This is a genomic window from Cellulophaga algicola DSM 14237, from assembly GCF_000186265.1.
GTDB classification, from domain to species: domain Bacteria; phylum Bacteroidota; class Bacteroidia; order Flavobacteriales; family Flavobacteriaceae; genus Cellulophaga; species Cellulophaga algicola.
In genome coordinates this window covers 502,772-515,309 of sequence record NC_014934.1, presented here as the reverse complement: position 1 = coordinate 515,309, position 12,538 = coordinate 502,772, and the positions used below count along the sequence as shown (strand labels likewise).

The 12,538-nt window shown below is 34.9% G+C and carries 8 protein-coding genes; 4 read left to right on the top strand and 4 right to left on the bottom strand.

The window, feature by feature from the left end; all coding sequences use genetic code 11:
- Positions 1-166: 166 nt before the first annotated feature.
- The 4 genes from CELAL_RS02175 to CELAL_RS21330 all read left to right on the top strand — a co-directional run bounded on the left by CELAL_RS02175 (position 167) and on the right by CELAL_RS21330 (position 3,805).
- The gene (locus CELAL_RS02175) at positions 167-625 is read left to right on the top strand and encodes a (2Fe-2S)-binding protein (RefSeq protein WP_041557894.1); all 459 of its coding nucleotides are present in this window, start codon (positions 167-169) and stop codon (positions 623-625) included.
- A 2-nt stretch (positions 626-627) separates the two neighbouring features.
- Entirely contained in the window at positions 628-2,814 is a 2,187-nt protein-coding gene (locus CELAL_RS02170; RefSeq protein ID WP_013549275.1) for a xanthine dehydrogenase family protein molybdopterin-binding subunit, read from the top strand.
- A gap of 379 nt (positions 2,815-3,193) precedes the next feature.
- On the top strand, positions 3,194-3,499 hold the full coding sequence (locus CELAL_RS21335) for a hypothetical protein (protein WP_052303970.1): 306 nt from the start codon (positions 3,194-3,196) through the stop codon (positions 3,497-3,499).
- Positions 3,500-3,583: 84 nt separating this feature from the next.
- Positions 3,584-3,805, top strand: a complete 222-nt coding sequence (locus tag CELAL_RS21330) for a hypothetical protein (protein WP_148229646.1) — start codon at positions 3,584-3,586, stop codon at positions 3,803-3,805.
- A 248-nt stretch (positions 3,806-4,053) separates the two neighbouring features.
- On the opposite strand, the gene CELAL_RS02160 is transcribed toward CELAL_RS21330, so the two are convergent.
- The 4 genes from CELAL_RS02160 to CELAL_RS02145 form a co-directional block, all read right to left on the bottom strand.
- Entirely contained in the window at positions 4,054-5,784 is a 1,731-nt protein-coding gene (locus CELAL_RS02160) for a RagB/SusD family nutrient uptake outer membrane protein (protein WP_013549274.1), read from the bottom strand.
- Positions 5,785-5,833: 49 nt separating this feature from the next.
- Positions 5,834-9,031 carry a SusC/RagA family TonB-linked outer membrane protein gene (locus CELAL_RS02155; RefSeq protein ID WP_013549273.1) on the bottom strand — a complete coding sequence of 1,066 codons (3,198 nt, stop codon included), beginning with the start codon at positions 9,029-9,031 and terminating at the stop codon, positions 5,834-5,836.
- A gap of 420 nt (positions 9,032-9,451) precedes the next feature.
- Positions 9,452-10,576, bottom strand: coding sequence for a hypothetical protein (locus CELAL_RS02150; protein WP_013549272.1), 1,125 nt, complete (start codon positions 10,574-10,576; stop codon positions 9,452-9,454).
- Entirely contained in the window at positions 10,576-12,537 is a 1,962-nt protein-coding gene (locus CELAL_RS02145; RefSeq protein WP_013549271.1) for an FAD-dependent oxidoreductase, read from the bottom strand. Before CELAL_RS02145 ends, CELAL_RS02150 begins: the two co-directional genes overlap by 1 nt.
- Between the last annotated feature and the right edge of the window lies 1 nt (position 12,538).

Here is a 12,538-nt window from a genome sequence, read left to right as displayed (position 1 = left end):
AAGAGTAACTACTGCTTACTATTCTTTATTGATAAATAGAAGTTTACTTTCTGACTTAAATTGTTAAAAAGGTAAAATACAGTTGTCAATAGTTAAAAACCGTTATTTTTATACCCAATGTTTGGCATATCTTGTTCAAATAAAATTTGGTCCTAATAAAAAATATATGGTTACACTTAAAATTAATGGAAAAGAACACCAAGTAGATGCAGATTCAGAAATGCCGCTACTTTGGGTTATACGAGATATTATAGGTTTTACGGGTACCAAATTTGGCTGTGGTAAAGGTTTATGTGGTGCTTGTATGGTTTTAATGGATGGTGCTGCTATAAATTCTTGTCAATTGCCAGTTTCTTTAGCGGTAGGCAAAGAATTAATTACGGTAGAAGGTGATCAAGAAAACTTGCAACGATTACAGGAATCTTGGGAAGAATTTAATGTACCACAATGTGGGTTTTGCCAATCTGGGCAATTAATTACAGCAACAGCTTTATTAAATTCAAAAGCTAATCCTACAGAACAAGATATAAATACTGCGATGAGTAGAAATATTTGTCGTTGTGGTACGTATCCACGTATTAAAAAAGCGATTACTAATTCTGTAGCATTAAAAAATAAAGAATAGTTATGAAAGATGTACAAAATGTAAGCAGAAGAAGTTTCATTAAAGGCATTGGATTGGCTTCTGGAGGTCTTATTATAGCTTCAGGAACAAGTCTTTTTAATAGCTGTTCTGTAGAAACAAAAGAACTTATCGCCTTTAATCCAAATTTATTTGTTCAGTTAAATTCTGATGGCTCATTAATATTGGTAGCCTCTAGATCAGAAATGGGTCAAGGGGTCCGCACATCTTTAACTTCTGTTATCGCAGATGAAATGGAAGCAGATTGGGACCGAGTTAGTATACAGCAGGCAGTGGGCGATGTTAAGTATGGTGATCAAAATACGGATGGTTCTAAAAGTGTCCGACTCCTATATGAAGAAATGCGAAAAATTGGTGCAGCTACTAAAGCAATATTAATTGCTGCTGCGGCCAAAAAATGGGAAATAAATGAATCTGAATGTAGTGCGGAAAATCATTTTATTCTAAATACAAAAGGTGATAAAATTGGTTTTGGAGATTTAGTTGAAATCGCAAAAACGCTTGAAGTACCTACAGATGTGCGCTTAAAAGATCCTAAAGATTTTAAATTTATTGGTACATATCTACCGAGTAAAGATGTGAAAAATCTATCAAATGGGACTGCTGTTTTTGGATTAGATGCAAGACTGGAAGGGATGAAATTCGCAGCTGTAAAAAGATGCCCAGTAGCTTTTGGTAAGGTTGTTTCTTTTGATAAAACAGCTGCCTTAAAAATTGCAGGTGTTTTAGATGTTGTAGAAATTCCGATGCTTATAAAACCATTTGGTCCTTTAGGAGGTGTTGCTGTAATTGCAACAAATACATGGGCAGCATTTAAAGGTAAAGAAGCTTTAAAAGTAGAATGGGATTTAGGAGCTAATAAAGACTATGATTCCGAAGCATATATGGAGGAGATTACAGCAAATGTTCTTAAAAAAGGAAATGTTGTTCAAAGCTCGGGTAGTGTTGATGAAGCATTTAAAAAAGCATCAAAAACAATTGAAAGTACTTACCAACTGCCACATTTAGTACATGCTCCTATGGAGGTACCTAATGCAGTAGCTTGGGTACAGGGAGATACCTGTGAAATCTGGGCGCCCACACAAGAACCTCAAAGAACAAGAACAGAAGTAAGTGATTTTTTAGGAACGTCTGAAGAGAATGTTACGGTTAATGTTACCTTTTTAGGGGGAGGTTTTGGGAGAAAATCAAAGCCTGATTATGTGGTGGAAGCTGCAGCAATATCTAAAGCAATAAAGGCTCCTGTACAAGTAGTTTGGACCCGTGAAGATGATATACAACATAGTTATTATCATACCGTATCTTCTCAATATATGAAAGGAAGTATAGATGAAAATGGAAAGGTAACAGGTTGGTTGCATCGTTTTGCTTTTCCTACTATCGGATCAACTTTTAGCCCTGGTGCTGATGAACCGGCACCTTGGGAGGCAGCAAGCGCGGCTAATGTACCCTTTGAAATTCCGAATATGCAATTTGAAACGGGCAAAGCACCAGCGCATGTGCGTATTGGATGGTTGCGTTCTGTAATTAATATTCCACATGGTTTTGCTATAAATGTATTTGCAGATGAATTAGCACATGAAGCAGGAATTGATCCTTTAGAATTTAGATTAAACCTTATTGGTAGTGATCGTATAGAAACTACTGAAAATGACTATAAATATGATACAGCCAGATTAAAACATGTTTTAAGAACAGCAGCAAAAAATGCAGATTGGGGTAAAAAATTGCCAGAAGGTCATGCTATGGGCTTAGCGGTGCATTATAGTTTTCTATCCTATGTAGCTTCTGTCGTAGAAGTTTCTGTTATCAATGATAAAGTAAAAGTGCATAATATTCACTCGGTTATAGATTGTGGTCTTGCAGTGAATAAGAACACAATTACAGCACAAATGGAAGGGGCTGCAATCTTCGGGATGTCATTAGCTTTTTATGGTAAGATTACAGCAAAAGAAGGCGCAATAACGCAAAGTAATTTTCACGATTATCAGATGATACGAATGCCACAAGTACCTAATATTCATGTGGAGATTGTAGAAAATAACGAGAGACCAACAGGAGTTGGGGAGCCTGGGGTTCCTGTAATAGCCCCTGCAATTATTAATGCTATATTTAAAGCATCAGGTAAAAGATTTAAGAATTTACCGTTGATGGATTATAATTTGGTTTAAATTATAACACTTACATATAAAAAAGCCCCTGTAACTTCTAAATTGGTACAGGGGCTTTTTTATGCATATGCATCATTTGCTATAGTACGTTGAAATTTTAGACGTCTTTCTTGCTGCTTCTGCTGTTCTATCTAGTAATGAATAATAACATAAGCTAAATTAGATTCGAGTCTTAATGTTTTTGAAAGGGTAATAGCTTGACTAAATTACCCTTTAATTAGAGGCATAGATCCTAATAATCATAGTTTTTCAAGTGTTATAATTTGAACTTTGGAAACTATTTTCATGCCATGAAGGCAGGAACAGACCCCTCAAGTTCTGTTGTAGAAATCGAGTCTAAAAATCATGTTCGGATTACCTTTACCTCAGATAATAAAAAATGGCAAGGGTGGAGCTTGCTACTATTCCTGGTTTAGGTACTAGTGAGTTTTTGCCAGATAAAAATATTGCCATAATTATAGATCAGTATATTTTTGGTCGTTTTGATGATGGTACTCAATATACATGGTTGTTGTCCGGTTTTGGGTTTACAGCAACAACATTATCTGGTTTATTTGCAGGAGAAATACTTCGTTCTAGACTACCAAGGGAAAAAATAGAATTGAACTTAGTTATAGTAGGATCCATTGGAGTTTTATTAGGATTAATTTTGAATATTTGGCATCCTATTGTAAAGAAAATATAGGTTAGTTCTTTTGTTCTGTTTTCTTCTGGAATTTGTTTTCTATTGCTAGCCGGTTTTTATTGGATCATAGACATAAAGGGATATGTGAAATGGACGAAACCTTTAAAGGTAATTGGTGTTAATGCAATTACGGCCTATGTATTATCACATGTAATAGACTTTTCACAAATAGCAAATTACTTGCTTTTTGTGTTTGAACAATATGTAGGCAATTACTATGAAACACTAAAAATCACAGGAGGTTTTGGTATTCTATATCTTTTATTATGGTATATGAATAAAAATAAAACCTATATAAAAATATAATTTAGTGACTTTGTCTGGTTTTAAATTTTGAAATACCAGTAAGTATAAGGTTTCTTTATAATTTTAGCCCCTAGGTTATTAACCTGTGTACTGACAATAGTAAGTCTCTATATCTTTTAAGATTCAGAATAATAATAATAATAATAGAGGTGTGGTTTATATTTATATAGAAAAAGGGTCCTTTTTCAAGGACCCTTTTTTACTAAACTAACTCAACTATAGTCTCAACTCAACTTTAAACTAGCTTTTTAATACCCAGAATTCTGTAATAGTGAAGGTGCTTTTTCAACTTCAGTAGCTGGTATTGGTAAATAATAATGTTTTTGGAACCAAGGTCTAGTTTCTACGGTATATTCCGTAAATGATACCGTACCATCTGTAGCTTTAGTCCATGTTAATCCTTTGATAGGGAAGCCTAAATGTGCTTCATTCATCCAACGTCTTTCATCAAAAAAGTTATGCCCTTCAAAAGCAATTTCAATTCTTCGTTCTCTTTTAATCGCTTCTTTTAATTCCGCTCCACTAGCAGTAATATCTGGTTGTAGCGCTCTACTAGAAATTTTATTCACAAAGGTTCTAGCACTATCATCATTCCCTAATTCTGCCTGTGCTTCCGCATAGTTTAAATATACTTCTGCTAAACGATATAAAATATAGGGACGTTGCGGTGATACATCCGTCAAAGCAGCTAAACTTTCGTCCTGAAATTTTCTGATATTATATCCTGTTTTAGAAGAATGTTGTTGATTTATTCCTATTCCTTCAACAACACCGTTTGAAGAATCTGGACCGTCTGGAGTTGTTTCACTAGGTGTATCGGCTAAGGCGTAATCTACTGCACGTCCTCTGAATTGTGCTCCTTGAAAATTTAAATCGGCATAGTAGCGCATTTCTCTATTCGCATTTGGGTTTGTAGCATCATACGTAGTTCCGGCATCAGTAGTACCTGAACCGTCAGCCATATTAAATTCTAATGCGAAATTATGTGAAGGCGATGATAATCCCCATCCTCCATAACCACTTGGTGATTGTGTTTGGTCAGGAAGCGATACTACATCTGTTCCAAAATCATAATAGGCAGCACTAAATGGTCTTGCAAAAAGCAGATCCTGATTGGGTGTTATAAATAAATTTTGATAATCAGTAGCATCACTTACCGTTATTAAATCTCTGGCGCCTACCATATCGATAATCGCTTTTGCAGCATCTGCAGCATCTTGCCATTTACTTGCTTTAGCATAATCATAAAGTGGTCCGTTTGGAGCTGTACTTGGGTCATGTAATTTACTAGCAGCATACAATAATGTTCTAGACTTTACGGCTAATGCAGCAAGTTTAGTAGCTCTTCCAAATTCAACATCCGGACGTGTTTCTGGTAATATAGCTGCAGCTTCATCTAGCTCTTTTACAATAAAAGCGACACAATCCTCATAACTATTTCTAACTAATTGAAAGTTATCATCTAGGCCTAATGCATTTTCCATAATTGGAACACCGCCATAGTATTTTAATAGCTTAGCGTAAACATTGGCGCGTAAAAATTTCATCTCGGCTTTAAGAGCAGTAACTTTTTCAGGGTCTTTTTGCATCGCTTCGCTTTCGTCTATTCGATCAAGAAATTCATTAGCAAGTCTTATGTAGTCCCAATAGTTACTCCATTTTTGAGAGAGTACACCAACATTACTATTGGTCCATCCTGCATTTAGACGCATTAAGTCTCTATTTTGAAAATTGAATTTAGCTTCAAAAGAGCCAACCTCAATATTGAATCTACGTGACCACCATTGGGCTTTATTTAATCCCCAACTTTCTGTACTATTATACACAGTGTACACTAATCGTTCTACTTGCACAGGGTCACTATAGATAAGATCTTCAGTAAAAGCATCTGCAGCTTCAACATCTAAAATGTCTTCGCAGCTGATTGTAGCTAACATGGTGAAAGCAACAAATAAATATATAAATTTAAATTTTTTCATTTTTATTTATTTTTAATTAATTAAATAAGAATAATTTCTTGCTTTTAGTTTAGAATGTAAAATTTAAACCAAGGGTATACGTTTTCAAAGATGGGTAGGTACTTCCTCTAAAGTTGTTGTAACCATCTGCTTCAGGGTCTAGACCTAGTTTGTACACATCAGAAAACATGGTAAGTAAATTAAAGCCTCTTACGAATAATTTAATATCGCCAACTTTGATAACGTCTTTTGATAAGGTATAGCCAATTTCTACTTCTTTCAATCTTAAAAACGATGCATCACGCAACCAAAGATCTGCTCCTTGAAAATTTGGATCAGAAACGTTATTTAATTGTCCACTATATGAGTCACCTTGTTGGAACGCTCTTGGATATCTAGAATCTCTATTTTCTGGCGTCCACCTTTGGTTAAATACGTATTCTGGTTTTGCTCCAGATTGATCAAAGAACACTAAAGTTTCTGCTTTGGCTTGTCCTTGTAATAAAAAACTAAAGTTTACCGCTTTGTATTTGAAGCCTCCAAAAATTCCGTATTGAACTTGAGGTACGTTTGAGGTGAATTTACGAACACGATCTAAAGAACTAATCTCGCCATCGCCATTCGTATCTAAATAAATAGGTTCACCTTCTACCGTATTATTTAATTTAACTTCAGTAGCATCTACCTGAGCTTGGTCTCTAAAGATACCATTGGTAGGGTATATAATATAGGAATCTAATGGCTTGCCTTCTCTCTTTAACGCATCAGGAGTATCTAGTGCTTCTGCTAAATATTTAACTTCATTTTTAGCTAACGTATAGTTCATTCCAAGATTATAGGAAAAGTTATCATTGACTTGATCACTCCAACTTAATTCAAATTCCCAGCCATAATTAGCTACTTTTCCAATGTTTTCGGCAGGTAAGGTTAATCCAGCAGCATCAGGGATAGCAGCTGCTCTTGTAACTAAAATATCTTCTCTATTTTGATTGAAATAATTAATATCACCGTTTAGTCTATTGTCAAATAAAGTATAACTCAAACCAATATTCTTCATATAGGCAGTTTCCCAAGTAACGTCTTCATTTGGAACGCTATCACTTCTATATCCGTTATAACTTGTTCCAGTTAATCCGAAAACGTAATAATTGGGTTGTGCTACATTGGTGTCGCTACCATAATCATAGCGCGTTAGGTATTGGAAAGGGCCAATACGATCATTACCCATTATAGCATAGGAAGCTCTTATTTTTAAAGCATTAATCCAGCTTACATCCTCTAAGAAAGATTCTTTGTTTAAGGCCCAAGCAGCAGCTACTCCAGGGAATGTTCCAAAACGTTTTCCTGGTCCAAAATTACTAGAACCATCACGACGTATGGTAACATCTAAAAAATATTTTTTATCAAAATCGTAAGACAAAGATCCAAAATAACTTACTGTAGCAGACTCACTTGAAACACCTGAAGATTGTTGGCCATCGTCACTTCCTGCAAATAATTCAGGATGGTCTTCAGTTGGGAATCCTCTACGTTCTGCCCAGAAATTACGAGAATTAGAGCTTTGTTGTTCGTAACCCAGAAATCCACTTAAAGAATGTTTGTCACCAAACGTATTAGCATATCTTATCGTAGTGTTTAAAAGTGTTTCATCAAACTTCCAAAAGCTTTCTCTTAAAATTCTTTCATTACCTCTTTGAGAGAACCCTGTAGAGGGTAGGTATTCATTAGAAATTTCATCAAAAGCATACGTGGTCCATGGTGTATACCATGATTTTTGGTCATTATTCATTCTACGAATACCAGCATATCCATTTAAACTTAGTCCTTTCGTTAATTTACTTAAGTCCCAATCAAAAGAAAACCTACTTCTAAGGTCATTATCAATTTGTTTTGTAAAACCAGAAGCGTTACTTGACATTACGTATGGGTTTGATCCATTTTCAAGACCAACGCCAGAAGGTAATCCATTCGGGTAAATACCTACAAGAGTTGGTTGGTTGGTATATATTTGTTTGTAAATGTTAGTCGCATCTACCCCAGGCTCACTAGTTTCTCCAAACCTGCCAGATAAATCAATACCAATTTTAAAATTATCGGTAATTGTAATATCTAAGTTGGAACGTATTTGTTTTTGCTGAAAATTTAAATCTCCAGAAGCAAACATACCGTCTCTATCTATTAAATCTCCACTCACAAAGTATTTAACATTTTCACTACCTCCTGAAATTGATAATGATGTTCTTGATTCAGGAGCAGTTTTAGCAAATGTTAAATCAGCCCAGTCTGTATTAGGGAAATTAATAGGATCAGTTCCTGCGGCGTAACTATTTATTTGCTCTTGAGAGTAAGGTAACCCAGTTCCGTTACGCTCAGCAATTTCATTTTCATAAGTTGCAAACTGTGAGGATGACATTAACTTCGGAGCAACCGAAAAGGAAGATATACCATAAGATGTAGAAAAATTAATTTTTGGTTTTCCATTTTTACCTCTTCGAGTAGTTACCAGAATAACACCATTTGCAGCTCTTGTACCATAAATGGCAGCGGCACCATCTTTAAGAATACTTATTGAAGCAATGTCTTGTGGTGATAGTTGAGAGAATGAACCTTGACCTGCTGCAATTCCATCAATAAGGATAAGGGGTGAGTTATTACCTAATGTAGATTTACCCCGTATTAACAAAGAGATATCATCATTAGATCCTGGATACCCGCCTCTATCAGATACAATTAATCCAGAAACTTTACCTGCCAAAGATTTAGCAACATCTTTATTTGACGTATTTTCTATTTCTTCCGTATTAAGAGTACTTACAGAACCTGTTAATTCGCCTCTTTTTCTTGTGGTATATCCTAATACAACAACTTCATCAAGACTTTGTGCATCTGCCTCTAAAGTTACATTTACGCTAGACTGGCTGCCAACAGTTATTTCTTTTGTAGCATACCCTATATAGGAGAATTGTAATACGATAGCATCACCATCTGCATTGATACTATAGTTACCGTCAAAGTCAGTACTTGTACCGTTGGTAGTACCTTTTACAACGATACTAACTCCTGGTAAAGGACCATCAACATCAGAGACCGTACCTGTTATAATTCGTTGTTGTTCTTCCTTATTTGTAGCTTCATATGTGGTTTCAGTTACTTCTGCAAACCCAGAAAGGGGAATTAAGAATAACGAAATTAAAAATACGTGCAAAAGACAGTATTTCGTTTTTATGGACGCGTGATTTCCATTTTGTTTGTTTTTCGGTTCTTTCATAATTGTGAGTAATTAAGTGAGTTTTTTTTTGACATAATTTAAATGGTTGTTTGCAGCGATTAAAATGATTGCTTAAGGCTAATTTTGTTAGCTGCCCATTTTCTGATTTTTAGCATAGTTTGTTTAGTAGTTAATTATTTTATTTCTGCTTAATCTGTATTTTCAGATTAATAAAATAGAACCATCAAAATACATATTTGATAAAAATCCTATTGAGATATCAAAATAAATGGAAATTATGGCCATCTTAGTTATCAATTTTACCTTTCAGTAACATTATTTTAACCTTTTTAAGCTACTTAGGGTAATAATTGGATAATAATGGCAGAGATTTTAAGAATCCATCGTTTTCAAATATCAGATACGTGCTAGGTTTAAATTTTATTAAAGGGTAAGTCCTTGAGAATGAATGTAAAATAACTACAATCTGTTTTTGTGTAAATTTTTGTAGGCCTCTAATTTTTCTTGCTCTTTTTTTGATAGTTTTTGTTTTTTAAGAAACCAATATGCGCTGCGGGAAATAATGAAATTAGGACTACTTAGAAGAAGTATTGAGTTATCCTTAATGGTTGTAGAATAGTAATTTTTTCTTTCAAATAGCTTAAATAGCTCATGTGTGTTTTGATAGGAATCTTGCCAGTTAATAAGGTGTTTTCCCAATTCATTATAGAACTCTATAGATGCCTTTTTATTAGTTGTTCTTAAGGATATTAAAAAAAGTAGCTTTAATTGATCGTTCTTGGTTTCAAGAGCAGCTTTTGCAATACTATAATAAATGCTGTCTGGAGCATTCTCTGCATATTCTAGAATAAATTTATGCAATAGATAATTATTGTTTTCAAGTTGGTCTACAACTAAATCTACCGTTTTTTGATGGTATTCATTTCGTTTGATAATTTGTTCTAATCCGAAAATTTTATTTGATAACTGATCAGATTGTATATAGGAATAGAGTTGTGCTGTCTTTTTTGATTTTGCAGTGATAGTTCTTATTTGGTTGCATATGTCACTATTTACCCAATGCCATAAGGTATAACAGGTCCAAACAGCGCCTTTTACGTATGATTTTGTGTCTAAGGCAATTGTTGCTCCAGATAACGCATCTACGCCTTCACTTGTCTGACTTTTAGTAACATCTTCCTTGTAAATAGCTTTTAATGGAGCATTTTTATCGGAAAGAATTTCATTTAATTTTATATAATCTTCTTTCGTAAAATCTTTACCTTCAGCCTTTTCTAAATCCACGCCAGACCTAAGTTCTATTTTTTGGAAGAAGCCTAATTCATTCCAAAAAATACGTACAATATCTATGCTACATTGTTTATCACCACAGACTACACTTTCAACATCCATATAGAATGTGACCTTTTTATCTGACGCACAATTGTCTTCAATTAATTTTTTCTGGATTTTGTCTGTTAAGCTTATCCCTGGATGCAGAATAGATACATCATGTATTATTTCACAACTTTTTTGAGGTATTGAAGATTGAAACCCTAGGAGGAATAGAATTAGTATATGGTGATATTTAAGTGCTCCTAGCATTAAGATTCAAAACAACTTATTCCAAATAATTTCACATTTTCCTTACCATACGTTTCTTTGACTATTATCTTTATAGCAGTAGCCTTTATGGTATCAAAATTAAATTTAATTAACCTTGTTTTATTCTTATTGATACTGCTAATAGAAACCCAATTACCATCAATACGTGCTTCTAAAGAAAGTGATTTTAACAATTCTTCTGGTACTTGGTTGCTAAAATGTTCATCATTTAAGGAATCTTTTCGCATCATTAAATTTCGCTTTACGTTGGTATCGCATTTTAATTCTACCTTGGATAAATTTACTGAGTTATCCCATTCTAATTGAATCTCAGCAGGTAGTTTATCAGATTCCCAATGATGTATGTTGCCATCGATGTCTCTAGACATCCCATCCGTTAGAAATTTAGCGTCTCCGGAGAGGGTAGAGGAAGCAAAAATTAAAGAGGCCTTTTTAGCGATATCATTTGGATTATTTGAAGGCCGTTTAGGTATAAAAGCATCATCTCGTAGAAGTTGTTCTTGTAATTCGTTTATGTAGCTTTCGGTGATATTGCGAGGTAAAACTCCCTTTTTAATACAAATTGAAGCTGCCGTACCTACAGCTTGCCCTTCAAGTGCGCAAGTTGCCATAATACGAGAAGAAGATAGCGCTATATGAGTTTGACTTATGTTTCTACCTGCGAATAGTAAATTCGAGATATTTTTAGAATAGAGGCAGCGGAAAGGAATTTGGTATACTTCCGCAAATTTTTCATGAAAATAGCTCGGTGGTTCACTTAAATTTTCAATGCCTCCTGGGTTATGTTCATCTAAGGACCATCCCCCGTAAGCAACAGCATCATCAAACTGTTTATTTCCTAGCATATCACCCTCAGAAAGTATGTAATCCCCCATAAATCTTCTTGATTCCCGTTTCCCTGGAAGGGAACAAACCCAATCTAAGGCGTAATTTTCTGCTTCTGGGAATTTACCCGAATTTTTAACATAATCCCAGACGCCATATGCGTAGCCCATTAACTTATGTCGGTTTTCTTCATAATCGGCAATTATATCATCTTCACTACCTAATTCTACCCACCAAAATCCTTCAACAAAAGGTTTGAGCTTTCTCCCTTTGTGTGATTTTTCTGCTTCGTATTTGAGCGTGAAAGAAGGCGGTGAAAAAAGCATGGGTTTGCCCATGTCTTTTGAAGATAAAAGAACTGTGGCTCCCATTTGCCAACCATCAGCTTGTTCTGGTGCGTACTTTTCGTTAAACTCAGAAGAAGCTTCTCTACCAGTACGATATAAAGCTCCAGAAGTCGCAGCTAATAAGCCATCTCCTGAGCAATCAATAAATATTTTACCGTTAATGGTGTATTCCATCTCAGTAGTAAGTTGCCAACAAATTGCCGAAGCAATTTTGCCGTCTTTCATTTCTGCTCTCATAGCAGAGGTATTTAATAAAAGCTCAAGATTAGGTTCCCTAGTTACAAAGTCATACAAAACATGATCCCATACGGTAAAGGATTCTTGCGGGTTTTGAAATCTATTGAGTAATAAAAGTTCTTCGATAATACCGGTTTCTCTTTCGGGTAATCCATTTTTTAAATGATTAACGCCATTTAAATGTACACGAATTTCACTAGATGCGTTACCTCCTAAAACGGGCCTATCTTGTACTAAAATTGTTTTAGAGCCATTTCTTGCTGCCGACACAGCTGCACAAATTCCTGCTGCACCACCGCCAATAACAACAACATCAAAATCTACTATTTTTTTACGAAGTGGGTTAGCCCTCATTCCTGTACCCATTTGTTGCCATTGTTCTGGGTTGCCAGGATTATGGGCATTATCGTTTGTTGTAGCTAGGACAATTCCATTTTCTTTTGTACTAACACATGAACTTCCTACTATAGGAAGAATGCTAGCTGCTATTGCGCCCTGAGTTCCTTTTTTAAAAAAAATTCTTCTTTCCATT

What these genes read in the sequence shown, in the direction of transcription:
- CELAL_RS02175 (WP_041557894.1), top strand. Translation starts at nt 167, where the DNA reads ATGGTTACACTTAAAATTAATGGAAAAGAACACCAAGTAGATGCAGAT.
- CELAL_RS02170 (WP_013549275.1), top strand. Translation starts at nt 628, where the DNA reads ATGAAAGATGTACAAAATGTAAGCAGAAGAAGTTTCATTAAAGGCATT.
- CELAL_RS21335 (WP_052303970.1), top strand. Translation starts at nt 3,194, where the DNA reads ATGGCAAGGGTGGAGCTTGCTACTATTCCTGGTTTAGGTACTAGTGAG.
- CELAL_RS02160 (WP_013549274.1), bottom strand. Translation starts at nt 5,784, where the DNA reads ATGAAAAAATTTAAATTTATATATTTATTTGTTGCTTTCACCATGTTA.
- CELAL_RS02155 (WP_013549273.1), bottom strand. Translation starts at nt 9,031, where the DNA reads ATGAAAGAACCGAAAAACAAACAAAATGGAAATCACGCGTCCATAAAA.
- CELAL_RS02150 (WP_013549272.1), bottom strand. Translation starts at nt 10,576, where the DNA reads ATGCTAGGAGCACTTAAATATCACCATATACTAATTCTATTCCTCCTA.
- CELAL_RS02145 (WP_013549271.1), bottom strand. Translation starts at nt 12,537, where the DNA reads ATGGAAAGAAGAATTTTTTTTAAAAAAGGAACTCAGGGCGCAATAGCA.